General features: G+C 52.4%; 20 protein-coding genes and 1 pseudogene. 13 read left to right on the top strand and 8 right to left on the bottom strand.

The window, feature by feature from the left end; genetic code table 11:
* Positions 1-18 precede the first annotated feature (18 nt).
* Complete coding sequence (locus J5A66_RS05065) at positions 19-507, bottom strand: outer membrane beta-barrel protein (protein ID WP_211789600.1); 489 nt, start codon at positions 505-507, stop codon at positions 19-21.
* 163 nt (positions 508-670) lie between these two features.
* On the opposite strand from J5A66_RS05065, the gene J5A66_RS05060 reads away from it, so the two are divergent.
* The 7 genes from J5A66_RS05060 to rny all read left to right on the top strand — a co-directional run bounded on the left by J5A66_RS05060 (position 671) and on the right by rny (position 7,891).
* Complete coding sequence (locus J5A66_RS05060) at positions 671-2,377, top strand: glycoside hydrolase family 10 protein (protein ID WP_211789599.1); 1,707 nt, start codon at positions 671-673, stop codon at positions 2,375-2,377.
* 86 nt (positions 2,378-2,463) lie between these two features.
* Complete coding sequence (gene mtaB, locus J5A66_RS05055; protein ID WP_211789598.1) at positions 2,464-3,813, top strand: tRNA (N(6)-L-threonylcarbamoyladenosine(37)-C(2))-methylthiotransferase MtaB; 1,350 nt, start codon at positions 2,464-2,466, stop codon at positions 3,811-3,813.
* Positions 3,814-3,819: 6 nt separating this feature from the next.
* The gene (locus tag J5A66_RS05050) at positions 3,820-4,863 is read left to right on the top strand and encodes a glycosyltransferase family 2 protein (protein ID WP_211789597.1); all 1,044 of its coding nucleotides are present in this window, start codon (positions 3,820-3,822) and stop codon (positions 4,861-4,863) included.
* Positions 4,864-5,056: 193 nt separating this feature from the next.
* A complete protein-coding gene (locus J5A66_RS05045; protein ID WP_211791435.1) occupies positions 5,057-5,689 on the top strand; it encodes a hypothetical protein in 633 nt (210 codons plus the stop codon).
* A gap of 34 nt (positions 5,690-5,723) precedes the next feature.
* Positions 5,724-6,032, top strand: coding sequence for a hypothetical protein (locus tag J5A66_RS05040; protein WP_211789596.1), 309 nt, complete (start codon positions 5,724-5,726; stop codon positions 6,030-6,032).
* Positions 6,025-6,348: a cell division protein ZapA gene (locus J5A66_RS05035; protein ID WP_211789595.1), complete on the top strand. Its 324-nt coding sequence runs from the start codon at positions 6,025-6,027 to the stop codon at positions 6,346-6,348. Before J5A66_RS05040 ends, J5A66_RS05035 begins: the two co-directional genes overlap by 8 nt.
* A gap of 7 nt (positions 6,349-6,355) precedes the next feature.
* The gene (gene rny / locus J5A66_RS05030; RefSeq protein ID WP_211789594.1) at positions 6,356-7,891 is read left to right on the top strand and encodes a ribonuclease Y; all 1,536 of its coding nucleotides are present in this window, start codon (positions 6,356-6,358) and stop codon (positions 7,889-7,891) included.
* Positions 7,892-8,561: 670 nt separating this feature from the next.
* Here the strand turns inward: rny and J5A66_RS05025 are convergent.
* The 3 genes and pseudogenes from J5A66_RS05025 to J5A66_RS05015 form a co-directional block, all read right to left on the bottom strand.
* Positions 8,562-9,017, bottom strand: coding sequence for a DUF4293 domain-containing protein (locus tag J5A66_RS05025; protein ID WP_211791369.1), 456 nt, complete (start codon positions 9,015-9,017; stop codon positions 8,562-8,564).
* Positions 9,017-9,356, bottom strand: a pseudogene (locus J5A66_RS05020) (DNA-directed RNA polymerase subunit omega). The gene J5A66_RS05025 and the pseudogene J5A66_RS05020 overlap by 1 nt, the downstream one beginning before the upstream one ends.
* A gap of 21 nt (positions 9,357-9,377) precedes the next feature.
* Positions 9,378-10,211 (bottom strand): outer membrane protein assembly factor BamD, encoded by an 834-nt coding sequence (locus J5A66_RS05015; protein WP_211791368.1) that lies wholly within the window; start codon positions 10,209-10,211, stop codon positions 9,378-9,380.
* A gap of 108 nt (positions 10,212-10,319) precedes the next feature.
* On the opposite strand from J5A66_RS05015, the gene uvrB reads away from it, so the two are divergent.
* Positions 10,320-12,350, top strand: coding sequence for an excinuclease ABC subunit UvrB (gene uvrB / locus J5A66_RS05010; RefSeq protein ID WP_211791367.1), 2,031 nt, complete (start codon positions 10,320-10,322; stop codon positions 12,348-12,350).
* Positions 12,351-12,599: 249 nt separating this feature from the next.
* On the opposite strand, the gene pflA is transcribed toward uvrB, so the two are convergent.
* Both pflA and pflB read right to left on the bottom strand, forming a co-directional pair.
* Positions 12,600-13,346 carry a pyruvate formate-lyase-activating protein gene (pflA, locus tag J5A66_RS05005; protein WP_211791366.1) on the bottom strand — a complete coding sequence of 249 codons (747 nt, stop codon included), beginning with the start codon at positions 13,344-13,346 and terminating at the stop codon, positions 12,600-12,602.
* Positions 13,347-13,419: 73 nt separating this feature from the next.
* Complete coding sequence (gene pflB, locus J5A66_RS05000) at positions 13,420-15,669, bottom strand: formate C-acetyltransferase (protein ID WP_211791365.1); 2,250 nt, start codon at positions 15,667-15,669, stop codon at positions 13,420-13,422.
* Between the two features lie 311 nt (positions 15,670-15,980).
* Between pflB and J5A66_RS04995 the strand changes: the two genes are divergently transcribed.
* The 5 genes from J5A66_RS04995 (at position 15,981) to uvrA (ending at position 24,766) form a co-directional block, all read left to right on the top strand.
* Complete coding sequence (locus tag J5A66_RS04995) at positions 15,981-16,637, top strand: hypothetical protein (protein ID WP_211791364.1); 657 nt, start codon at positions 15,981-15,983, stop codon at positions 16,635-16,637.
* A gap of 675 nt (positions 16,638-17,312) precedes the next feature.
* Positions 17,313-18,962, top strand: a complete 1,650-nt coding sequence (locus J5A66_RS04990; protein ID WP_211791363.1) for a M23 family metallopeptidase — start codon at positions 17,313-17,315, stop codon at positions 18,960-18,962.
* 20 nt (positions 18,963-18,982) lie between these two features.
* A complete protein-coding gene (locus J5A66_RS04985) occupies positions 18,983-20,638 on the top strand; it encodes a dipeptidase (RefSeq protein WP_211791362.1) in 1,656 nt (551 codons plus the stop codon).
* Between the two features lie 561 nt (positions 20,639-21,199).
* Positions 21,200-21,892: a gliding motility-associated C-terminal domain-containing protein gene (locus J5A66_RS04980; protein WP_211791361.1), complete on the top strand. Its 693-nt coding sequence runs from the start codon at positions 21,200-21,202 to the stop codon at positions 21,890-21,892.
* 39 nt (positions 21,893-21,931) lie between these two features.
* Positions 21,932-24,766 (top strand): excinuclease ABC subunit UvrA, encoded by a 2,835-nt coding sequence (gene uvrA / locus J5A66_RS04975; RefSeq protein ID WP_211791360.1) that lies wholly within the window; start codon positions 21,932-21,934, stop codon positions 24,764-24,766.
* Positions 24,767-24,838: 72 nt separating this feature from the next.
* On the opposite strand, the gene cdd is transcribed toward uvrA, so the two are convergent.
* Positions 24,839-25,318, bottom strand: coding sequence for a cytidine deaminase (cdd, locus tag J5A66_RS04970; RefSeq protein ID WP_211791359.1), 480 nt, complete (start codon positions 25,316-25,318; stop codon positions 24,839-24,841).
* A gap of 134 nt (positions 25,319-25,452) precedes the next feature.
* Positions 25,453-26,874 (bottom strand): right-handed parallel beta-helix repeat-containing protein, encoded by a 1,422-nt coding sequence (locus J5A66_RS04965; protein ID WP_211791358.1) that lies wholly within the window; start codon positions 26,872-26,874, stop codon positions 25,453-25,455.
* Positions 26,875-26,962: the final 88 nt, after the last annotated feature.

Below are 26,962 nucleotides of genomic sequence, written 5' to 3'. Positions count from 1 at the left end.
CAGTCGAAGAGGGTCGCATCAGATGTAGATACCTACGCCCAATTTCAAACCAACGGTAGAGAAATCAGCATGGTTTTTAAAAGACTGATTGTAATAGACGGAGGGTTCTATTGTCACAGTCTTGCTGATGAAGAACGCATAACCTATCTCCAGGCCCGGCATCAGGTCGTTATAGTTGTGGTAGGCATGCACAAAATTGCAATTAGCTCCAAGAAAAAGACCATTCTGAACGATGTAATAACGCAGTCCGGCACCGACCGAGATATAATCGGGAACCGTCTTATGGCCCGAATGTTCAAAGGCAACTTGTCCCAATACCAGCCAATTGTCTTCCAAAAAATATCCGCCACGTGCCTGGACACCAAAACTGAAACCGTTGTTTCCGTTGTAATTGAGGTCCAATCCCGTGAGCGATCCGCCCACATAAACCTTCTCTTCTTCAAACTGAGCACTCGCCGTCAATGTCAGAAACAAAGCGGCGGCGAGCAAAAATAATTTCTTTCTCATTACTTGATTGATTTAATTTAAAAACGATCCTTATCCGGCAGAACTCCGTAAGGTACTGACATCTTATCTGCCAAATGCAAAAGTACGTAATCATACGCTACAAATGAGAAAAATATACTTAACTTTGCAGAGATTATAGAAATTAAAGAAGAAACTTTTTTCGATGGGTTTTCATACAAGACAACTGCGGCAGTTGGGACTGCTGATAGCAGTTGTATTCACGATAACAACAGGTTATGCGCAGGTTTTTTCGTTCTTCCAGACGACGGGAAAAGAATTTTCTGCACCCAAACACGAGGTGAGAGCCGTGTGGCTCACCACCATTGGCGGACTGGACTGGCCGCATAACTATGCACAAAGTGCAGCTTCGGCTAAGAAACAGCAAAATGAACTGACCACCATCTTAGACCAACTGCAACACGCCGGCATCAATACCGTGCTGCTACAGACTCGCATTCGCGGGACGGTGATTTATCCTTCGCAGTTGGAACCCTGGGACGGATGCCTCTCGGGAGTACCGGGAAAGGACCCCGGATACGATGCGTTGCAGTTTGCCATAGACGAATGCCACCGCCGCGGCATGGAGATTCATGCCTGGGTGGTAACCATCCCCGTGGGGAAATGGAATGGTACCGGATGCCGACACTTGCGAAACCGACTCCCCGGACTACTCAAAAAGATTGACGAAGATGGATATATGGATCCCGAAAACCAGCAGACGGCACGCCATCTGGCAGACCTCTGCGAGGAAATCACCCGTCGTTACGACATAGACGGCATTCATCTCGACTATATCCGCTATCCCGAAACGTGGAAAAAGAAGGTGGCGGGCGATGTGGGACGTCGGTACATCACAAACATTGTGGCGGAGATTCAACGCAAGGTGAAGGCTCTGAAACCGTGGGTGAAGATGAGTTGCTCGCCCATCGGCAAGTTCGACGACCTGACTCGCTTCCGAAGCAACGGCTGGAACGCCTACACCAAGGTGTGCCAGGACGCTCAAGGGTGGTTGCGAGAGGGACTCATGGACGCACTCTTCCCGATGATGTATTTCCAGGGGAACCAGTTTTACCCTTTTGCTATCGACTGGGCTGAACAGAGTTACGGACGAATGATTGTGCCGGGGTTGGGCATCTATTTCCTGTCGCCGGCTGAAAAGAATTGGCCCTTGTCTACCATCACTCACCAACTGCACGTGTTGCGACAGTATGGCATGGGGCATGCCTACTTTCGAAGTAAGTTTTTCACCGACGATGTCAAGGGTATCCGCTCCTTTGCACAAAAAGAATTCACTCCGTATCCGGCTCTCATCCCCGCCATGACGTGGGCCTATGACGGTAGGCCCACAGCTCCTGCACAGTTGTGGGTTGAGACGGTAAACGGAACGACCACCCTACGTTGGCAAGGAGCAGAAGATCGCAGCGACGCACCTTATCTATTATATAACGTCTACGGCAGCGACAAATTTCCGGTAGATGTCGACGATGCCCGGAATCTCATCACCACGAGACGAATGGACACATCGCTGCAATTACGAACAAAGAGTCGGGAGCGGTATTACGCTGTCACGGCCATCGATCGCTATGGAAATGAAAGTCGCCCTAAACAAAGCGCGCAGCCACAACAGTGGGTGGCGAAGGTGCAACTGCTGCCCTGCGATGGCAGATGGTTAGAGATTCCTTCTCTTTACAGGCTTGCCGATGCCGATGTCTTGATGATTGCGAAGCCCGACGGGCGCGTCATCTCCATTCAACAGCACACGGGAAACCGGTTCGACGTGAGTCGTCTGCCCAATGGCTTCTACGTATTGAAGTCGCTCAACCGCAGAGGCATTCATCACCGATTGGGATTTTTCATGATTAAAAGATAACCGGAGAAACAGATTGAGCGGGAAACCCACTGAGACAAACTGAAAGAAGGTCCACTGTTTCATTCCTCCAACCAACGAATAAAAATATGATTGACAGTTCAGCTTTTCAAGGCAAAACAGCTGCATACTATACTTTAGGGTGCAAACTCAATTTCTCGGAAACCTCTACCTTTGGGCAGATGCTTCAAGACATGGGCGTGCGCACAGCCAACGAGGGCGAACCGGCCGATATCTGCCTCATCAATACTTGCTCGGTGACGGAGGTGGCCGACCATAAATGCCGACAGATCATCCACCGAATGGTGCGCGAAAACCCCGGAGCCTTTGTCGTCGTGACAGGTTGTTACGCGCAGTTGGAGTCGGAAAAGGTGAGTGCCATCGATGGTGTAGACCTTGTACTGGGCAGCAACGAGAAAGCCCATCTGATACAATATCTCAACGATGCCTGGATGGACAGTCGGGGAAGCGATGCCCTGCACCGTCATTTCTCGGTAAAGACGAAAGACATCACCACCTTTGCGCCAAGCTGTAGTCGGGGCAATCGCACGCGATATTTCCTGAAAGTGCAAGATGGTTGCGATTATTTTTGCACCTACTGCACCATTCCCTTTGCCCGCGGATTCTCCCGCAATCCCTCCATCGCCTCCTTAGTGAGGCAAGCCGAGCAGGCTGCAGCCGACGGCGGGCGAGAGATTGTGCTGACAGGCGTCAACATCGGAGAGTTTCGCGGCGATGGTGACGAACGATTCATCCACCTCGTCAAAGCCCTTGACGGCGTGGAAAGCATCCAACGGTTCCGCATCAGCAGCATCGAACCCAATCTGCTCACCGACGAACTCATCGACTATTGCGCCCGTAGTCGCGCCTTCATGCCCCACTTCCACATTCCGTTGCAGAGCGGAAGCGACGAAGTGCTCAAACTCATGCAACGGAAATACGACACCGCGCTCTTCACCCATAAGGTTCAACGAATCAAAGAATTGCTCCCCGAAGCCTTCATCGGTGTAGACGTGATGGTGGGTTCGCGCGGAGAGACGCCCGAACACTTCGAAGCTTGTTACGAATTTCTGGAGAACCTCGACATCACCCAGCTGCACGTCTTTCCCTACAGCGAGCGACCGGGAACAGCTGCTCTGCGCATCCCCTACGTTGTGGACGACACCGAAAAGCGTCGCCGCAGCAAACGCCTGATCGAACTCTCCGACCGCAAGCTCGAAGCTTTCTACGCACGCCACATCGGGCAAGAGGCCGAAGTGCTCTTCGAGAAATCTGCCCGCGGAAAAGCCATGCACGGATTCACCCGAAACTACATCCGCGTGGAACTGCCCGCCCGAATAGCCCGAGAAGAATACGACAACCAACTCCTGCGCGTCGCTCTAAACGGATTCAATTCCAAGAAAAACGCACTTCTCTGTGCCGTCACCCCTCAATCTTAATGCCCCATGACGAAAGTAGCCATTGTGATACTTAACTGGAACGGACGAGAGATGCTCGAACGATTCCTCCCTTCGGTGATGCGCCACTCGCGCAATGAGGCCGACATCATCGTAGCCGACAATGCCTCGACCGACGACTCGCTCTCCTTCCTGGCACAACATTTCCCCCACTGTCGCACCATCGCCCTCGACCGAAACTGGGGCTTCGCCGAGGGCTACAACCGCGCCCTGGCACAGGTTGAGGCCGAATACTTCGTGCTGCTCAACTCGGATGTCGAAGTGACTCATCAATGGCTCACGCCGCTCATCGAGCTCATGGACACCTATCCTACCATCGCCGCCTGCCAGCCCAAACTCCTCTCTCTTCACCATCGCGACTCTTTTGAATATGCCGGAGCCTGCGGTGGATTCATTGATCGATACGGCTACCCCTTCTGTCGCGGAAGAATCTTCGACCGTCTCGAACGTGACAACGGACAATACGACACCCCCCAAGAAGTGCATTGGGCCAGCGGAGCCTGCCTCTTCATTCGTTCCAAAGACTATTGGGCGGCCGGCGCGCTTGATGCCCGCTTCTTTGCCCACAGCGAAGAAATCGATCTCTGTTGGCGACTCCGACTAATGGGACGAAAGATCTACTGTCAACCCGACAGTCAGGTCTATCATCTCGGCGGAGGAACCCTACCCAAAGGCAATGCGCGGAAAACCTATCTCAACTTCCGCAACAACCTCACTATGCTCTACAAAAATCTCAACCAGCGCGAACTGTCGCACGTCATGCGCATCCGCCGACTGCTCGACCATGTAGCCGCCCTCCAAGCCCTGCTCCTCAATCGACGCTGGGACGACTGCAAAGCCATCCTCCGCGCCCGTCGCGACTTCCGTCGTTGGCAAAAAGACTTCGAGGCCGACCGCCGTCGCATTCAGGGCAACAAAGTTTCTTCGTGCAGCAACCCCAACTCTCCGTTCTCCATCCTCTGGCAATATTACGTCAAAGGGCGGAAACATTTTTCCGACCTCCCCCACCCCCTTTCCACCTTCTGCACTTGACAGAACGGTCGCAAAGACTCTGTGATGCTTCTGTCAATGACAGAACCGCCTACTCAAGACCGAAACTCAGCCCGAAATTTTGTAATTCCCCCCGTTTGTATTACTTTTGCAAAAGGAAAATCGCATCCGGACAACCCACTTGGTTCCGGCACGCACAGAAAAATATCCACCACTTTTGAAACATCAATTCATTATGGGAATCTTCTCCACCATATTTAAAAGACAAACAGCCCCCTCGAAAACAGGCGGCATGGAAGACTATATGACCCTCATCCGAGTCTACTTCCAAGCCTCCTTGGCTGCACAACTCGGCATCACCAATTTGGCCATGCTGCCCGATCTGCGCATGTTTAAAACCACCCTCCGAGTGCCCACACAAAACAACAAACTGGGCGTGGGCGAAAAAACACACTGCCGCAAAATGCTCAAAGAACTGTATAAAACCGACGACTGCTTCTTTAAAGAAATCGACCAGAGCATTCGCCGCAATTGTCATCAACTGCAAGACGTGCAAGTCTATCTCGTACAGTTCCAACACTTCACGCAAGACATCATGATGCTCATGGGTAACCTCATGAAATTCAAACTCCGCCTGCCCTCTTTCTTCAAAAAAGCCATCTACAACATGACCCAGAAAACCGTGGCAGACATTTTCACGAAGAACGACTTCTCCGACGCCGGCGTTCTCAAAACCGTTGTCTCCATTCGGCAGTATAACAAACGACTGGGATTCAGCGAAAAATGGATCACCGACTTCGTCTTCCAAGTCGTTATGCTGGCCAAAAAAGAACCCAAACCCAACACATCCGAAACTACCCAAAAATAATACGTCCCACCAGCAGTCCCATCGGTCATATTCTATGGATGCAAACGAAACGACATTGACCCTCTTCACCACACGTCTGCGCCAGCTCATCCTTGAACACAAAGAAACAAAAAAGGAAAACGAAAAGCTTCAGGCAAAAGTAGACGAACACAATGATCGCATCAAAGAACTGGAAGAACAACTCCAAGGAGCCCATAGAAAATACGAAAATCTCAAAATGGCAAAGATGCTCGAAATCACCAACCAAGACATGGATTCCGCACGCAAACGACTTGCCAAACTCATCCGAGACGTCAACAAATGCATCACCCTGCTGAGCGAAAAAAATCTTGAAAATGGCTGACAACTCCTCCTTGCTCACCATCAAGCTGAACGTCTACAACACTCTCTTCACCGTTCACACAAAACGAGAAGACGAAGAAAGTTATCGCAAATCCGCCAAACTCGTCACCGACTTGATGAATTTCTATTCCGAAAAATTCAAAGGCATCAAAAGCGAAAAAGACATTCAACTCATGGTCATGCTCGACATCGCCATGCGGTATGAACAAACAGCCGGACGAAACGATACAAAGCCCTACATCGAAACATTGCAGACGCTGACAGAAGAAATTGAAAGCGCACTCAACGAAGAGACAAAAACATTACAAACAAAATAAACACTATATGATAGAATACATCATCATCGCCGCTATAGCCCTCGCTTTGGGCTGTGCCATCGGCTACCTCATTTTCCGATACATCATCAAAGGGAAATATAATCAAATGTTAGACACGGCCAACAAAGAAGCCGAAGTGCTCAAAGAGAAAAAACTGTTGGAAGTGAAAGAAAAATTTCTCAACAAGAAAAGCGAACTGGAAAAAGAAGTTCAAGCCCGCAACCAGCGTATTCAGCAAAGCGAAAACAAACTCAAACAACGCGAAATCTCCCTCAATCAACGCCAGGAAGAACTCGGACGGCGCAAACAAGAAGTGGAACAAAACCAGCAACGCATCGACAACGAGAAGAAACTCCTCTGCATCAAACAAGAGGAACTCGAGAAAATGCAGTCGCAGGAACGCACCAAACTGGAAGAACTCTCCGGACTGAGTGCCGAAGAAGCCAAAGAACGACTCATCGAAAGTCTCAAAGACGAAGCCCGAACAGACGCCGCCAGCTACATCAACGAAATCGTAGACGAAGCCAAGCTCAACGCCAATCAGCAAGCCAAAAAGATTGTCATCCAAACCATCCAGCGCGTTGCCACGGAAACGGCCATCGAAAACTCGGTGAGCGTCTTCCACATCGACAACGACGAGGTGAAAGGTCGCATCATCGGTCGTGAAGGGCGAAACATCCGAGCCTTAGAAGCTGCCACAGGGGTAGAAATCGTCGTAGACGACACGCCCGAGGCCATCGTCATCTCAGCCTTCGACCCCGTTCGCCGCGAGATTTGCCGCCTGGCTCTGCACCAATTGGTGGCCGACGGACGCATCCACCCCGCACGCATCGAAGAAGTGGTGGCCAAAGTGAAAAAACAACTCGACAACGAGATTATCGAAACCGGAAAACGCACCGCCATCGACCTGGGCATCCACGGATTGCATCCCGAACTCATCCGCATCGTGGGAAAAATGAAATACCGCTCTTCCTACGGTCAGAATCTGCTGCAACACGCCCGCGAAACAGCCAATCTCTGCGCCGTGATGGCTTCCGAGCTGGGACTGAACCCCAAGAAGGCCAAACGAGCCGGACTGCTGCACGACATCGGAAAAGTGCCCGACGAGGAGAGCGAACTTCCCCACGCTCTCTACGGAGCCAAAATTGCCGAAAAGTATAAGGAGAAACCCGACATCTGCAATGCCATCGGAGCCCACCACGACGAGATAGAAATGAACACGCTCCTGGCCCCCATCGTGCAGGTGTGCGATGCCATCTCGGGAGCTCGCCCCGGTGCTCGCCGCGAAATTGTAGAGGCTTACATCAAGCGACTCAACGATTTGGAAGCCATCGCCATGAGCTATCCCGGCGTAACAAAAACCTATGCCATTCAGGCGGGTCGCGAGCTGCGCGTCATCGTCGGAGCCGACAAGATCGATGATAACGAAAGCGAAAAATTGAGCGGTGAAATCGCCACGAAGATTCAAAACGAGATGACTTATCCGGGTCAGGTGAAGATTACCGTTATCCGCGAAACACGCTCCGTAGCTTTTGCAAAGTAATCGCGTTACGCGAAGTATGAAACGAAATGAGTGCAGCCTTTTAGGCTTGCACTCATTTTTTGTTGACACCCAACCAGAGAGGAGACCTGTCGCTGTACCCTACAAAACCACCGCGGAGACAAAATTGATGCTACTGTACCTTACCAAACCACCGCGGAGACAAAATTGGTACTACTGTACCCTACAAAATCACCGCGGAGACAAAAATGCTGCTACTGTACCCTACAAAATCACCGCGGAGACAAAATTGGTGCTACTGTACCCTACAAAACCATCGCGGAGACCCAAATAGTGCTACTGTACCCTACAGTAACGCCGCGGAGACAAAAATGACGCTACTGAACTGTTCAGAACGGCCGCGGAGGCCAAAATGGTGCTACTGAACTGTTCAAAACGACCGCGGAGACAAAAATGGGGCTACTGAACTGTTCAGAACCGCCGCGGAGACAAAAATAGGGCTACTGAACTGTTCAGAACCGCCGCGGAGACAAAAATGGGGCTACTGAACTGTTCAGTAGACAAAGAAAGACTTGAAAGAGGAATAAAAATAGCTGTGAAGAAAGAACCCCACAGCTATTTGAGTGAAATTTTGAATGAAACGGTTACTTACCCGAGTCTTCTCCCTTCTACGAAAAGACCTCATGCCGCAGGTCGACACGATGACAACGAATTATCGAATTCGATCGGCCGCGCGCACCAGTTTCTCGTCTGCCAAAATGGAATGGCGAGCCATCCCATAAAACACCATACTGACAAAGGGAAGACAAGCTGCTACAGCTGGTCGGAAAGTGTAATCCCGATATCCGACGTGGTAGGCGTAAAAGAAAAAGGACGCATACCAAATCGCCAGAAGCAACATGCCCATCACGCAGAGGCGTGCCTGCAAAGGGCGGTTGTGAAAGCGAAGAATGGCCCACACACCGATGGAGCATGTCAGCAGCAAAAGGGCGAAGAGCAGACTGCCCATCAGGCTCACACCTCCCTCGGCATTCCGCAGCCACAGATTGTAGAGCGGGGCATGAAGACCCATTCCCTGCGGTTCGAAATGACCGACGGGTAAACATAGGCAAACGATGGCGAACACGATTGCCAGGAGAAGAAACAGGGTTTGTCTACGCTGCCACATCAGTCTTGATTTTGTCCGTCTTTCGAGGGGTCTCTCCAATAGATATTTCCATCGGCAAACTCTTGTGTGGCCAGCAACGTGGGCTTGGGAAGTTTTTCGTAGTAACGAGAAATCTCTATCTGCTCACGATTCTCAAAAACTTCTTCCAACGTATCGTTCGTTATAGGAGGCAAATTCGGCCAGTTTCTTGTTCAAATCCTGTTTGATTTCTACACTGATTTGATTGGCGCGTTTGGCCATGATCGCAACGCTCTCGTAAATGTTGTTGGTTTCGTCGCACAAGTCCATAATGTCTCTTGTGACGGTATTTACCGGAGCCTTTGACTTTTTGTAATCCATAAATAAATATATTCTGATTGATTAATTCGACTTCGTTTTCGTCATTTCCTTGCACTTGGCGATGTATTTCTCGGCCAGGTTGCGGTCTTTTGAGTCGGGATATTCGTTGATAAAACCATAGCATTCATCTTCGGCGTCTTGGAAACGTTCCAGGCGTTTGGCTTCGACGCTTTGCTGGGCCAATTCGTATTTGCTCTTCATAAGCAGCAGGGCAAAGTTTTCGCGGAGCTTGCTGTAGGGATAATCTTTCAGAGCGTTTTGCGAAGTGATGATGCAGGCCTCGTAGTTGTTTTCACCGCTGTTGCAATTACCAAAGTAGGTGCCCAAGTCGTAATAGAGTTGAGCCGAGTAGAGTTCTTTCTCTACAAGTTTGTCTTGTAGATCGAACAAACGCTGTTGCGCTGCGGGCTTGAGATGCGAATCGGGGTAGAGATCGAGAAAAGTTTGGAAATCGGCAATGGCCGAAACGGTTCTCGACTGGTCGAGCCTCGGTTCGGGCGTACTCATAAAGAGGCTCTGCCCCACGTAGTATTGTGCCGTCTCTGCATAATGGCCTTTGGGATAGGCCTGACAATATTTCTTGAAATACTGCGCCGCCGTTTCATAGTCCTTGCTACCATATTCGGCCATGGCCAGCATATAGAGGCTCTCCTGCGCATTTTCGGTTCCTTTTTCCAAGGTGATGAGTTCTTGCAAAAGGGTTACCGCGCGTGTGTATTTGCCTTTAGCGAAACATTCTTTGGCGTATTCGTATTTGTAGGGGATATTATCGGTTTTGTACACTTGATTGAATTCATGTGCACAGGCCGAGAACAATAGTAAGATGGCAGAGATAAGAAGAAGTTGTTGCTTCATTTTCGTTCCGTTTTTTCAGGTTGCAAAAGTACACATAATTGACTTATTTTCAAAGCGGAAATACTATTTTTAGCAAAAAGGCGGGAGATATTTCGTAATTTTGCGGCTATGAAATTCAAACTGACATCGACGTTCAAGCCCACGGGCGACCAGCCCGAAGCCATTCGGCAATTAATAGAGGGATTAGAGAGAGGCGACCGCTCGCAGGTGTTGTTGGGAGTGACCGGTTCGGGCAAGACCTTTACGATGGCCAATGTGATTGCCCAGCGCAATCGGCCGACGCTGATTCTGAGTCACAACAAAACGCTTGCAGCGCAGTTGTACGAGGAGATGAAGAGCTTTTTCCCCGAGAATGCGGTGGAATATTATGTTTCGTATTACGATTATTATCAGCCCGAAGCCTATCTTCCTTCCACGGATGTGTACATCGAGAAAGATCTGGCCATCAACGAAGAGATTGATAGGTTGCGGCTTTCGGCGGTGTCGGCTTTGCTGTCGGGGAGGAGCGATGTGGTGGTGGTTTCGTCGGTGTCGTGTATTTACGGTATGGGCGGCCCGACGGCGATGGAAAACAGTATTATTTCGGTGAAGAGGGGACAGCGCATAGAACGGAACGAGTTTCTACGGCAGTTGGTCAACTCGCTTTATGTACGCAACGACATCGATCTGCAACGCGGCCATTTCCGCGTCAAAGGCGACACCGTGGACGTAGCCATGGCCTACAGCGACCACTGGTTGCGCCTCACCTGGTGGGACGAGGAGATCGACTCCATCGAGGAAATCGATCCTAACACCTTCCACCGAATCAACTCTTTCGAGGAATACAAAATTTACCCTGCCAATATTTTCGTTACGACGAAGGAGCAGACCACCAGAGCCATCCGTCTCATCCAGGACGATTTGATGAAGCAGATTCTCTTCTTCAAAAATATGGGTGATCCTGTCCGAGCCCAACGCATCAAGGAGCGAACCGAGTACGACTTAGAGATGATCAAGGAAATGGGGCACTGCTCGGGCATTGAGAATTACTCCCGCTATTTCGACGGCCGAGAGGCAGGCGACCGGCCCTACTGCCTGCTCGACTTCTTCCCCCAAGACTTCCTCACCATCATTGACGAAAGCCACGTCAGTCTGCCGCAGATCTCGGCCATGTTTGGTGGAGACCGCGCCAGGAAGCAAAACCTCGTAGAGTTTGGTTTCCGTCTGCCGGCCGCCTTCGATAACCGTCCGTTGCGTTTCGAGGAGTTCCACAGTCTGCTCCACCAAGTGATTTACGTCTCGGCCACACCCGCCGATTACGAACTGGAGGAGGCCGAAGGAGTAGTGGTCGAACAGATCATCCGCCCCACGGGTCTGCTCGATCCCGAGATTGTGGTGCGTCCGAGCGAAAATCAAATTGACGATTTGCTCTCCGAGATTGTCGAGCGCATCAAGGAAGACGAACGCGTGCTCGTCACAACGCTCACCAAGCGGATGGCTGAAGAGCTGACCGACTATCTGCTCGGCCACGGCATCAAAACCAACTACATCCACAGCGATGTGCCCACGCTCGACCGTGTGCGCATCATGAATGATCTGCGCACCGGCGAGTACGATGTTCTCGTTGGGGTCAATCTTCTGCGCGAGGGTCTCGACCTGCCAGAAGTATCGCTCGTGGCCATCCTCGATGCCGACAAGGAGGGCTTTCTACGCAGCCATCGCTCGCTCACCCAAATCGTAGGTCGCGCCGCCCGGAACATCCACGGAAAGGTCATCATGTATGCCGATGTCGTCACACCCAGCATGCAACTCACCCTCGACGAGACCGCCCGACGACGCAGCATCCAAATGCAATACAACGAGAAGCACCACCTCCGTCCCCAACAAATCACCAAAGCTGTGAGAGATTCCTTCGCTTCGCCCGAGGAACGGGAAGAGAGAAGGTATGAAAAAATGCTTGCACCCAGTATTGATACCAGTCCAACCGTCTTCGCTGCCGACCCAATTGTGAAACGCATGACCCGCCAGCAACTCGAGCAAAGCATCGCCAACACCACCGAGCTGATGAAACAGGCCACCCGTGAGCTCGATTTTATTCAGGCGGCCCAATATCGCGACGAAATCGAAAAACTGCAAGAGCAACTCCAGCTGAAATCTTAATTCGCCATTCCTGTCATCCGCCTTTCCGAATTGTTAAAACGCGGCAGTAAAAAGGAGCAAAAAATCGTCCTCGTAACTCTTTGATAATCAACTCTCCGCAGAGGCAAAAAATAGATGCGCAGAAAGTTGAAATGAGATGCGCATCTCATTTCAACGAGATGCGCAGAAAGTTTTGCCGAGAAGCGCACTTCGGGCGACCAAGGTTTAACATTCCTGTTACAGAAGGTTAATCCTTAGTCTCATGCCCTCCTATTCGGAAGGCGGCAGGGCCTCGCCCAGGATTCGCTCGGCATTTTTCACACGTTCGGATGTGGGCGAATCCACTCCGCGCAGGGTGTAAGGGATACCCAATTTGTCCCATTTGTAAAGCCCCATCGAATGATAGGGCAGCACTTCAATGCGGCGGATGTTGCGGAGCGTTTTAAGAAAATCGCGTAGGTGGAAGAGACACTCGTCGTCGTCCGTCAGACCAGGCACCAGCACATGCCGAATCCACACAGGCAGGTTGATCTCGGAGAGATAACGAGCGCAGTCGAGAATGTTTTCGTTGCTCCAACCAGTAAGCCGTTGGTGAGCCCGGGAGTCGATGTGCTTGATGTCAAGCAAAATGAGGTCGGTGTAGTGCATCAGCTCCTCAAACTTTGAGAAGAAAGGTTCGTCCCGTGTAAAAGGCTGCGCAGCCGTGTCGAGACAGGTGTGGATGCCCTGTGCCTTGGCTTTACGGAAGAAGTCGAGCAGGAAGTCGATCTGCAAAAGAGCCTCACCACCACTGACGGTAATGCCACCCGTCCGACCCCAATAAGACCGGTAGCGAAGAGCCTGGTCCAGAAGTTCGTCGGCCGAGCGGAGGTCGTCGGTGTGTTCGTCCCACGTATCGGGATTGTGGCAGTAGCGGCAACGCATCTGGCAGCCTTTCAAAAAGATGATAAAGCGGATGCCGGGACCGTCTACCGAGCCGAAGGATTCGATGGAGTGTATGCGTGCTTTAGGAGTCATCGTTCTTAAAGATAAAAACGACCGGCGGAACGGGTGTTGCCGCCGGTCGTCAATAAGTATTTCGAAGTCGTTTCTATGCCAATTTTCCGTGCGCCTGACGGGCAATGACGTCGAGCTGTTGCTCGCGGGTGAGGTCGATAAACTTCACGGCATATCCGCTGACGCGAATGGTGAAGTTGGCGTATTCCTCCTTCTCGGGGTGTTCCATGCAGTTGATCAGTTTTTCGACGCCGAAGACATTGACATTGAGATGATGGGCGCCCTTGTCGAAGTAGCCGTCCATCACGCCTACGAGCGTGTTTACGCGTTCTTCCTCGGTATGTCCGAGGGTGCTCGGGGCGATGGTCTGCGTGTTCGAAATACCATCGAGCGCATACTCGTAGGGCAACTTAGCCACGGAATTGAGCGAGGCCAGCAGTCCGTTTTTCTCTGCCCCATACGAGGGATTGGCACCCGGCGCAAGGGGAGCTCCGGCAGGCCGTCCATCGGGCATGTTACTGGTGTATTTGCCATAAACCACATTCGAAGTAATCGTCAAGATGCTCGTCGTGGGTTCCGAGTGGCGGTAGGTGTGATGCTTGCGAATCATGTTCATAAAGGTCTTCAAGAGCCATACGGCGATGTCGTCGGCGCGATCGTCGTCGTTGCCGTAACGGGGGAAGTCGCCCTCGGTTTTAAATTCGAGGGGAAAACCGGTGTCGTCGCGAATAATGTTCACTTTGGCATACTTGATGGCACTAATCGAGTCGACCACATGACTGAAGCCTGCGATGCCCGTAGCGAAGGTTCGGCGCACGTCGGTGTCGATGAGAGCCAGTTCGGCTGCCTCATAGAAGTATTTGTCGTGCATGTAGTGGATCAGGTTCAGCGTGTTGACGTAAACGCCCACGAGCCATTCCATCATATCCATGAAACGGGGCATAAATTCTTCGTAAGTCACAACATCACCTTGAATGGGTCGCAAAGCCGGTCCGCACTGCTCGCGGGTCTTGGCATCCACACCGCCACTAATGGCATAGGTAAGACATTTGGCCAGGTTGGCGCGGGCTCCGAAAAACTGCATCTCCTTGCCGGTTTGCGTGGCCGACACACAACAACAAATCGAGTAGTCGTCGCCCCAAACGGGTCGCATCACGTCGTCGTTCTCGTATTGGATAGAGCTGGTTTTCACCGAGATTTTGGAGGCGTAGTACTTAAAACCTTCGGGCAGACGCGAGGAGTAGAGAACGGTGAGGTTGGGCTCGGGCGAGGGTCCCATGTTTTCGAGCGTATGCAGGAAGCGGAAATCGTTTTTCGTTACCATCGACCGGCCGTCCTGTCCCATTCCTGCCACTTCGAGCGTAGCCCACACGGGATCGCCGGAGAAGAGTTGGTTGTAGGCGGGTATGCGGGCGAACTTCACCATGCGGAATTTCATCACAAGGTGGTCAATGAGCTCTTGTGCTTCTGCTTCGGTTAGCGTTCCCTCGTTGAAGTCGCGCTGAATATAAATATCGAGGAAAGTCGAGATGCGCCCAACAGACATGGCAGCTCCATTTTGTGTTTTGATGGCTGCCAAATAGCCGAAGTATAGCCACTGCACTGCCTCGCGGGCGTTGTTGGCAGGTTGGGAGATGTCGTATCCGTAGATTTCTGCCATCGCTTTCATCTCTTTCAGAGCCTTGATCTGCATGGAGATTTCCTCACGCAGGCGGATGACGTCTTCGGTCATCACGCCGCACCCGCAGTTGCGTTTATCTTTTTCTTTCTCGTCAATGAGGAAGTCGATGCCGTAAAGTGCCACGCGGCGATAGTCGCCCACAATGCGTCCGCGACCATAAGTGTCGGGCAGTCCGGTGAGAATATGGTTGTGGCGCACCAGTTTCATTTCGTCGGTATAAGCATCGAACACGCCATCGTTGTGCGTTTTGCAATACTTGGTAAAGATCTCGTGCAGCTTTTCCGACGGCTGATAACCGTACGTTGTGCAGGCCTGCTCGGCCATATGAATACCGCCGTAAGGCATAAAAGCACGTTTGAGCGGTTGGTCGGTCTGCAAACCCACCACCCGTTCAAGTTCTTTTGTTCCCTCGCCGATGTATCCAGGTCCGTAGGCCGTCATTCCCGATACCACTTCGGTTTCCATATCGAGCACACCGCCTTTGGCGCGTTCTTCCTTTTGCAGCATCTGAAGCATACCCCAGAGTTGGTCGGTTGCTGCTGTCGGAGCAGCCAGAAAACTATCGTCGCCATCGTAAGCGGTATAATTGTTCTGAATAAATTCACGCATGTTGACTTCATCCTGCCATTTGTCGCCGGTGAAGCCTCTCCATTCTTGTCTCATTCATTTATTTTTATTAGTTCAACATCATGTGCTGTGACACACACGTTTATTCATAGCAATCGGAGTCTCCTCCGTTTTGCGCTGCAAAATTACGGCATTGTGCAGGGTCGGGCAATACTTACAACTTAGTATTTTGTGTGTGCACACAGTTCTCCATCTGCGCACGTTCTCTCGTTTCTGTCATTATTTCTCATGAGTGCAGAAAATGTCTCTGCCCGCTGATGGGCTCTCCCTCGGTTGTGCAAAAAATGCTTAACCATTTGCCCGATTTCAATAAAAGATCATACCTTTGTGAGAAAAGGAGGCACATCATGGAACAAATCACATTGGAAAACTTTGAAGCTACCTACGTCGACCCGATTGAAGAAGAACGCATCGACAAGTTTGTCTGCGACGAGATGAGCAGACAGATACACCGATATATAAAAGGTATGTCGGGAACGAAAGACATCATGCTCAAATTTGAGGCGCAACTCTCTACCCTCACCATTCCCGAAAAGGAAAGAGCCATCGCCCGATATATCGACCTGAACCGGAAGGTGACAAGCGGACTCGACTTTAAAATCGTGCTCACGCGGGCAATGGCCAACTATTGCGACACGTTCGACTATCTGCTCACACTGGTGAACAACCGCCGCAAGATGGTGTACTACCTCAACCGCATCAAGTCGAAATATCTCAGATACCACGAGGTGGTGGAGGTGAACGGCAAATTCGGTATCAACGATTACGACGGGCGGGTGCTCGTCTCTCCGCGCTACGACTTCCTGCGCCGTTGTTACACCTACGTAGACGACCTCTGTCTGATGCCCATCATCGCACAGAAGGATGGAAAGATGGGATTGATTCTGCCCGACGGGAAAGATACCGTTGTGGCCGACTTCATCTACGACGACATCTCTCTGCGCGACGAATATCCGTATTTCGAGGCCCGAAAAGGAAAAGCCACCATCTTAATTGAGAATTGAAGATTGAGAATTGAGGATTTTTTCATAGCGGAGGTTTCCCCTACTTGGAGGAACCTCCACTGCTGTTTCTCACGGCGGAATTTCACCATTTTGGCCTCTGATGGCGGTTTTGATCCGCTCAGTAGCACCATTTTTGTCTCCGCGACGGTTTTGAGCCGCTCAGTAGCATCATTTTTGTCTCCGCGACGGTTTTGAGTCGCTCAGTAACATCATTTTTGTCTCCGCGACGGTTTTGAGTCGCTCAGTATCATCATTTTTGTCTCCGCGGCGGTTTTGAGCCACTCAGTAACACCATTTTCGTCTCCGCGACGGTTTTGAGTCGCTCAGTAGCATCATTTTTGTCTCAGATGGCGTTACTGTAGGGTACAGTAGCATCAATTTGGTCTCCGTGGCGATTTTGTAGGGTACAGTAGCACCATTTTCCTCTCCGTGGCGATTTTGTAGGGTACAATAGCACCATTTTCTTCTCCGTGGCGATTTTGTAGGGTACAATAGCACCATTTTCCTCTCCGTGGCGATTTTGTAGGGTACAGTAGCACCATTTTCCTCTCCGTGGCGGTTTTGTAGGGTACAGTAGCATCTGTCAACTCCTCAACTTGTCAACTAAAAAACAATTGATTATCTTTGCAGCACTGTTGGAAAGAAAAAAAATCGTTCCGACAGAGAGAAAGCAACATGAGCATCTTATACAGTTTATTATTGGCAGCAAAAGTGACCTTCGGCTCGCCCGTGAATCAGCCGATCGCCTTGGCCGGCAACTTCGGCGAACCGCGCCCCAACCACTTTCACGGCGGCATCGACGTGAAGACGGGCGGTAGGGAGGGATGGCCCATCTTTGCCATCGGCGACGGATACATCTCGCGCATATCGGTGGGCGTAGGCGGCTTCGGCAACGCCGTCTACGTGCATCATCCCGAAGGCTACACCAGCGTTTACTGTCATCTGAAAGCCTTCACACCCGCCATCAAAGCCCGAGTGAGGCGGTGGCAATACGCACACCAAAGGGGAGTGGGCGAGATGCAGTTCGCTCCCACCGACCTACCTGTGGCACGCGGACAACTCATCGCCATCAGCGGAAATACGGGAGCCTCGCAGGCTCCGCATCTGCATCTCGAGGTGCACGAGACGCGAACGGGCGACCAGCTCGACCCGCTCCGCTTCATCGCCCGCGAGGTGGAAGACCGACTCCCGCCCATGGCCCACGGCTTTATGGCTTATCCCAAAGCCGGCGAGGGTGTGTTCAACGGAGGCAGCGCGAAGCAGTCGGTCGGCTTCAGCTCGCACCATCTGCAACGCCCTCTCATGGCCTGGGGAAAGGTGGGATTCGCCCTCTGGGCCAACGACTATATGGAAGCCACCTACAACCGATACGGCGTCAAGAGAACAGAACTCCGCGTAGACGGGCATAGCATCTTCAGCAGTACGGTGGAACGCATCCCCAACGGACAGACCGTGCAGGTGAATGCCTGGGGAGACGAAGAACATTTCCGGCGGATGGGCGTATGGTATCTGCGGTCGTTCGTTCCGCCGGGCCTCACCCTGCCCTTCTTCACCACCAACGCCGAAGCAGGCTATGTTGATTTCAAGGAAGAACGCAACTATCGACTGGAATATCTCCTAACCGACTTCAAAGGCAACACCTCGCAATACTCTTTCATCGTGACGGCGCGACCGACAAAGATTCCGCTCCCACGCCCGAAGAGCATCCTGCGCACCGTGTGCTGGAATCGGCCCTCCGCATTTCTGCTACCCGGCGCACAGTTGTGGGTGCGGCAGGGATCGGTGGCCGAAGACGTGGAACTCGCCCCACACATCCTACCCACCGACAGCAGACTCTCTCATTCTTACACCTTCGCGACGAGCCCTCTTCGACTGTTCCATCCCGCCGGCATCCGTCTGCGAGTAGACCGACAGGTGGCTCGTCCCGAGAAGCTCTATATCGTGGCGCACGGATCGGTCGACCGATACATCGGCGGCACCTATCAAGACGGTTGGCTCACAGCCCGCGTGCGCGACCTGCATCTGACCTACGAAGTGGATTACGACGATCGTCCGCCCGTGATTTCGCCCATCGGGCAAAGTCATTGGGCGGCAAGCGGCACCATCCGCCTGGGTTTGGAAGACACCAAGAGCGGACTGGCAGAATATAAGGGGAGTCTCGACGGCGAATTTGTACTGTTCGAAGACGTGCCGAAAAGTCCGTGGGTCGTCTGTCGTCTGAAAGACACTCCGCTACAACCCACCGGAAAGCTGCGCCACCTGCGCTTCACAGCCACCGATCGCTGCGGCAACACTCGCACATTTGAAACCCAAATACTTTATTAATCACCTCAACTTACAAACTTATGAAGAAATTCTTCCTCACGGCGGCACTCGCCCTCTCGGCCTTCGCCGCCCATGCCTGCACCAACTTCATTGTTGGCAAGAAGGCCAGTACAGACGGGTCGGTGTTCTGCACCTACAACGCCGACGACTATGGTATGTTCATCGGTCTGTGCCACTTCCCCGCCGCCCGCCACGCCAAGGGCGAAATGCGGCAAGTGCGGGATTGGGACAGCCACAAATACCTGGGCGCAATTCCCGAGGCCGCCGAGACCTATAACGTCATCGGTAACATCAACGAATACCAGGTGTGCATCGGCGAAACCACTTATGGCGGACGCGAGGAGATGATCGACTCGACGGGCATCCTCGACTACGGTTCGCTCATCTACATCGCTCTGCAACGCAGCAGGTCGGCCCGCGAAGCCATCCACGTGATGACCACCTTGGTGAACACCTACGGCTATTATTCGAGCGGCGAAACCTTTACCATCTGCGACCCCAACGAGGCCTGGGTGATGGAGATGATGGGCAAAGGTCCGGGCAGCAAGGGAGCCGTTTGGGTAGCTGTGCGCATCCCCGACGATGCCATCTGTGCACATGCCAATCAGAGCCGCATCACCACCTTCATGCACTACAAGAAAGGCGACGTGATGTATGCCAAAGACGTAGTAAGCTTTGCCCGTTCCAAGGGTTGGTACAGCGGCAAGGATAAAGACTTCTCATGGCGCGACGTGTATGCCGCACCCGACTTCGGCGGAAGACGTTACTGCGATGCTCGCGTCTGGAGTTTCTTCAACCGCTTTGCCGACAACTTCGACCGTTATCTGCCCTGGGTGATGGGCAAGGAGACCGATGCCGAGAGCATGCCGCTGTGGATTGTGCCCAACCGCAAAGTGAGTCTGCAAGATGTTCAGGCCGCCATGCGCGACCACTACGAAGACACTCCGCTCGCCCTCGACACCACCAGCATCGGCGGCGGAATCTGGCAGATGCCCTATCGCCCCACGCCGTTAAGCTTCACCGTCGACGGACGGAAATATTTTAACGAGCGACCCGTCTCCACCCAGCAAACGGCCTTCAGCTACGTGGCCCAGTTACGTTCGTGGCTGCCCCGCGAGATTGGCGGCATCCTCTGGTTCGGCAACGACGACGGCAACATGGTGCCCTACACCCCGATCTACTGCGGCAACACCATTCAGCCCGACTGCTACAACACGCCAGGGGCCGACGCCGTGACCTTTTCCGACCGGAACGCCTACTGGGTGTGCAACTGGGTGAGCAATATGGTTTATCCGCGCTATAGTCAGCTCTTCCCCACCCTTCGTGAGGTGCGCGACAGTCTCGACAACAGTTACCAGGCCCAGCAGGCCGACGTCGAATTCCACGCCCAAGAGCTCTACAACACCGATCCCACCGAGGCCGTGAAATATCTCAACGCCTACAGCAACCGTCAGGCCCAACAAATGCTCACGGCCTGGAAAGAACTGGCCACCTTCCTCATCGTCAAGTATAACGACATGGCCGTGAAGCCCACCCGCGGACGCACTTTCTTGCGCAATAGCGAAGGACTTGGTGCCAAGGTAGAACGCCCCGGATTCCCCGAACCCTTTGCCCGTAAACTCGTAAAAGAAACCGGAGAGCGATACGCCCTCCCAAGCAAAAACGCATCGCACTAAAGCGTAGCAATCTCTCGCTTTCCTCCTCGCCCATCTGCGGCGAGAGTCCTCACGGCAGGATGGCAGGATGATGGCGGCAGAATGGCATTCGATGAGCCTTCTGCCGCCACTCTTGCTATATCGTTGACCCCACTTTCGTCATAGAGGGTGTACCATCATTTCTTTTATGGTACATTCTCTTTTTCTTTTGGCATCTCCTTCCCCATCCCTCATGCGATTGATATAGAATACGCAAACTTTAAAAGTTTGGGATACAAAAAAGATTTTCGTGCACAAAATGCCGCAGTTTCGGTATCAAAAAACATTTTCATGCACAAAAGGCCGCCATTTGTGGAAGGAATTAAGGTTGAGTGAATGATATAAGAGAAAAGGGCGTATCAAAATTTTAATACACTCTCATTGGCAAAGCATGTAGTACATCCTCGATGAAGAGAGTCTCACACCATACTTCTGCTCCGACAATCCACCGGTATCGAAGGATCCGAATAAAGGAAGCGAACCGAAATCCAACTTTATTGCGTAATTTTGCAATCCACAATCATCTGAACATAGAGATAGTATATGAAACAAACGATCTTTCTGCTGGTTTGCCTTCCCCTGCTCGCCCTTCGCGTTCAGGCCGGCACCCCACCCGCCATTAGTCCCACGGCTACTTTCATCACCGAAAGCGGCGAGGAGCAAAACAATAATTACTCGGGCTCGGCTCCGCTGCGCACCCGCTTCGAAGCCAACGTCACTCATGCCGACGGCTGGGAGGCACACTACGAATGGCGATTCTATACCGACAACAAACGCAAAGGGGCTTATCTCGTCAGATACGAAAAAGACACGGAATACACCTTCCTCACAGCCGGCACCCACCTCGTCGAACTCTACGCCACCTTCGTGCAAGGCACCGACACCATTCGATATACCGACGACTACTGGACCACGGCCGACCCCATCCGCATCACCATCTCGGAGAGCAAACTGGAAATGCCCAACATCTTCACTCCCAACGGCGACGGCGTGAACGATGTCTACAGGGCTAAAAATGGTTATCGGTCGCTCGTGGCATTCAAGGCCTGCATCTTCAACCGCTGGGGACAGAAACTCTACGAGTGGACCGACCCCGCCGGCGGATGGGACGGCCGATTCAAGGGGCAGGACGTGAAAGACGGCGTCTACTTCGTCATCGTCAACGCCCGAGGAGCCGACGGACGGGTGTTCAACATCAAGAAAGACGTCAATCTGCTCAGAAACTATATCGAATAAGTCTGCCCCGCAGCAGACCCTCATTACAGGACAACAACAATGCAAGACGAAAAAATCAATGTTTGGGGCGCACGCGTTCACAATCTTAAAAATATAGACGTGGAGATTCCACGCAACAGTATGACGGTGATCACAGGACTGTCGGGTTCGGGCAAATCGTCGCTGGCTTTCGACACCCTCTTCGCCGAAGGACAACGGCGATACATAGAAACCTTCTCTGCCTACGCCCGCAACTTCCTGGGACATATGGAACGCCCCGACGTAGACAAAATTACCGGACTGAGCCCCGTTATCAGCATCGAACAAAAAACGACCAACAAAAACCCACGCTCCACCGTGGGAACCACCACCGAGATATACGACTATCTGCGACTGCTCTACGCCCGCGCCGGTACGGCCTACAGCTATGCCACGGGCGAAAAGATGGTGAAATACACCGAGGAGGAAGTCATCGAGATGATTCTCTCTCGCTATGCCGACCGCCGCATCTATATCCTCGCACCTCTGGTTCATCAACGCAAAGGCCACTATCGCGAACTCTTCGAGAGTATGCGCCGCAAGGGCTACCTCTACATGCGCGTAGACGGCGAAATCAAAGAAATCACCCGCGGCATGAAGGTAGATCGCTACAAGAATCATAATATCGAGGTGGTGATCGACAAACTCAAGGTGCAGGGAAAAGACGACGAACGACTTAGAAAAACCATTCAAACGGCCATGAAGCAGGGCGACGGTGCGATGATGATATACGACCAGGATACCGACGAACTGAAAAACTTTTCCAAACGTTTGATGTGCCCCACAACGGGTATCTCTTATCCCGAACCGGCTCCTAACAATTTCTCGTTCAACTCGCCAGAGGGGGCCTGCCCCAAGTGCAAGGGATTGGGCTATGTCAGCGAAATCGACCTGAAGAAAGTGGTGCCCGACAACACGAAGAATATTCACGAGGGAGGCATCGCACCGCTGGGCAAGTATAAGAGTCAGATGATTTTCTGGCAAATCGATGCGCTGCTCCACAAGTACGATTGCGATCTGAAAACACCCCTGAAAGCTATTCCCTCCGAGGCGATGGACGAAGTGCTATACGGCTCGATGGAGCGCGTGAAAATTTCGAAAGATCTCATCCATACCTCAAGCGACTTCTTCAGCTCTTACGACGGACTCATCAAATACCTGCGCAACGTTATTGAGAACGACGACTCGGCCAGTAGCCGCAAATGGGCCGACCAGTTTCTCGGTACCTGCCCCTGCCCCGAATGCCATGGGCAGAAGCTCCGCCGCGAGTCGCTCGCCTTCAAAGTGTGGGACAAAAACATCGCTCAACTTGCCGACATGGACCTTGCCGACCTACGGCAATGGCTCGACAGCGTGGAAGAACATCTCGACAGCAAAGGTCGCAAAATCGCTACCGAAATTCTGAAAGAGATCCGCACTCGCGTAGACTTTCTCCTCGAGGTGGGGCTCGACTATCTCACGCTCAACCGTTCCTCGGCATCGCTCTCGGGCGGCGAGAGTCAGCGCATCCGTCTGGCTACACAAATCGGTTCGCAGTTGGTCAACGTTCTCTACATCCTTGATGAACCCAGCATCGGGCTCCATCAACGCGACAACGAGCGGCTTATCGCCTCACTCAAAGAATTACGTAACCTGGGCAACACCGTCATCGTCGTCGAACACGACAAAGACATGATGCTGGCAGCCGATTACATCGTCGACATTGGTCCGCGAGCCGGCAGAAAGGGTGGAGAAGTTGTTTTTCAAGGCACGCCCGCCGAGATGCTCCGCCAGCAGACCATCACGGCCGATTATCTCAACGGAGCAATGCAAATCAAAGTGCCCACAACCCGGCGCGAAGGCAACGGCAAGAGTATCCGGATAGTCGGAGGCAGCGGCAACAACTTGAAAAACGTAGATGTAGAATTTCCGCTGGGCAAGCTCATTGTCATCACGGGTGTGAGCGGCTCAGGCAAATCTACCCTTATCAACGAAACGCTGCAACCCATCCTCTCGCAACACTTCTACCGATCGCTCAAGAGACCGATGCCCTACGCCTCGGTGGAGGGTATCGAAAACGTAGACAAGGTGGTCGACGTAGATCAGTCGCCCCTGGGTCGCACGCCGCGCTCCAATCCAGCCACCTACACCGGCGTGTTCAACGACATCCGCAACCTCTTCGTTCACCTACCCGAGGCTCAGATACGCGGCTACAAACCCGGCCGATTCTCTTTCAACGTTAAGGGCGGGCGATGCGAAGAATGTTCGGGCAACGGCTACAGAACCATCGAGATGAACGTTCTTCCCGACGTACTCGTGCCCTGCGAAGTGTGCCACGGCAAACGATACAACCGCGAGACGCTCGAGGTGCGCTATAAAGGAAAAAGTATTGCCGACGTGCTCGACATGACCATCAATCAAGCTGTGGAGTTTTTCGAGAACGTGCCCGGCATCCTCCAGAAGATCAAAACCCTTCAGGATGTCGGATTGGGTTACATCAAGCTCGGTCAGCCCTCCACCACTCTCTCCGGCGGCGAGAGCCAGCGCGTAAAACTCGCCACCGAACTCAGCAAGCGCGACACAGGCAAGACGCTCTATATCCTCGACGAACCTACCACCGGTCTGCATTTCGAAGATATCCGCATCCTGATGGACGTATTGCAACGACTGGTAGACCGCGGCAACACCGTCATCATCATCGAGCACAATCTCGACGTCATCAAACTCGCCGATCACATCATCGACATGGGACCCGAGGGCGGTCGCGGCGGCGGATATGTCCTCTCCACCGGCACCCCCGAAGAGGTGGCCCGCAGCCAGAAAGGATTCACCCCTCGCTTCCTTGCCGCAGAACTCGCAGCCACTCAAAATACGTAATCCCCATTCGAGTGCAACAGCACCCAAAAGGCTTCTACCCCCGGTAGATGGGTAGATCATCAAAACAAAACCTTAACGCATGTTTTCGTCTACGAAAGAAAGAGGGAGAAGATCTTTGATGCTCTTGATTTCGTAGACTGAGGAAGTTCCGTCGAGCAAAAGGCGAACCGGGCGTTGGTAGCGGTCTTCCATCTCGAGCACCACCTGCCGACAAGCTCCGCAAGGCGTGATGGGACGTTGCAGAAATCCCCGATCATTGCGGGCCGAAATGGCCAAAGCGGTGATCGCCTGCTGGGGTTGCTGCGATTGAGCTGCAAAGATAGCCGAACGTTCGGCGCAAAGTCCCGACGGAAAGGCTGCATTCTCCTGATTGGCTCCTATCACGATATCGCCGTTTTGCAGACGTAGAGCCGCCCCAACATAGAAATGAGAATAGCGAGCGTAGGCGTTGTGCGTGGCTCTCCGGGCGGAATCTACCAGCTCGCGGTCGTCGGCCGAAAGCTCTTCAAAGGCATACTGCTTGATTCTTATAAGAAGTTCTATTTCTTTCATCGTTGCTGATTTTATTTAGGTTCAATTCGTCAACTTGTCAACTGATGAACTCAACTACTTCACATACTCCCATCCCTCGAACTTAAGGGACCCTGGAAAAACTCATCAACTTGTTCACCTAATCGACTCGTCAACTAAAACTCATACGCCCCCACATCGGGCTTAGCATCGCGCGGCCGACCGTTTCTATCAGTGGGAAGAGCATGTGCAGGGTCGGCACAATCGATGGCTTTGCTCTGCTTTGAGAGGCGGAAGTCATATTGTTGTTTCCCCTCGTCCACCCGTACAAAGTGCTTTCGGCCATAGGACGTGGTATCGGCCACATCCTCGAAGACCACTTCGTGAAACACAACGCTACCCTCCGACTCCGTCTTTGGCGTTCGCAGGATGCAATGATCGAAAAGACAGTCGAACGTCAGTCCCCCATCGCCTTTCTCGCCCTGCAAGACATCCTCGCCATAACCCGTCACAAGCGTGTTGAGACACGAGAATTGCGTAAGCGCAAATCTGGCCGCACTGAGCCATAGGGCCGCTCCGCGATGGGCATTAAAGGGATAAAACTGTGCCAGCGTACAGTGTTTCATCTGCACCCTTCCGCCGTCGATGTGCACACAGTGAGCCTGCGTGTTGGAGAACTGGCAGTTTTGCAAAAACACCTGACTGTTGGTGGCCGACAGTCCGTAGCCCTGGCAATTATGAATGGTAGAAGACTCCATCGTGAGTTTGAGCTGTGAGACATCTGACGAATCGGCCACCACTCCGTCGAAACAGCTATGGATGTCGGCAAAGCGAAACCGATTGCCATACGACGAGGAACGAAGTAGAATGCCCTTCCATTGTCCGCTCACACGATCGTAAGGCAAATAGGGAAACATTCGGTCGAGACGGTCACCACGAAGCACGACATTGGCGTTGGCCGTTCCCTCGATGAGCAACCTACCGTCGACTTCTATCCCCGCGCCGGCATGAAAATAAAGCGTCGTACCGGCTGCAATCGTCAGCGTAGCCAGACTGTCTACCTTGATACCGCCATAGATGACGACAGGGCGGCGAGTAGAAAGGGTCGTATCGTTTTTGATGCGCAAATTGCGAAGCGACACAGCATCCCACGCATAAGCCCGAAGCACCACTTGCTGTTGTCGGCCATTCTCGAGGGTAAACACCAAAAGGTCTTCCAGGAGTTTCGGGTCGGTTGTTCCGTTGACGGGAGACGTAAGTTCCACAAACACACGCAGACTATCCCGCCGTCGCAATTCGAAGTCGGCAGCCTGGTAGCCCGCCGTCCCATTGAGCGGCGTTCCATCCACATTCACCCGAAATCCGTTTTGATTTCCGCCCGCCAATCGCACATTTTTGATTCTTATTCCATCGCCAAACGGATTGTGCACCCAAAATGTTCGAGTAGAAGTCGGCACGTTTGAGAAGACCGTATCCATCTTCAACGTGTCGGTAGAGAATTGCAGATATAAGCCCTTTGAAGTCGAAAATTCATCGTCGCTGCACGAAAACAGCGTGCAGAGCATCGCAAAAAGAGCAAAGAATGTTTTTATTTTCATGCTTGATAAACGGGAATAGCTGCGGGATATTGTGTCATCTGTCAGACAAGCTCCCTTCGTTCCTCTTCTCCGGTTTCGTCTCAGATAG

The organism is Prevotella sp. oral taxon 475 (assembly GCF_018127805.1).
Taxonomy (GTDB): domain Bacteria; phylum Bacteroidota; class Bacteroidia; order Bacteroidales; family Bacteroidaceae; genus Prevotella.
Note: the sequence above shows the minus strand (reverse complement) of the source record. Positions and strands in the feature narration are given on the sequence as shown.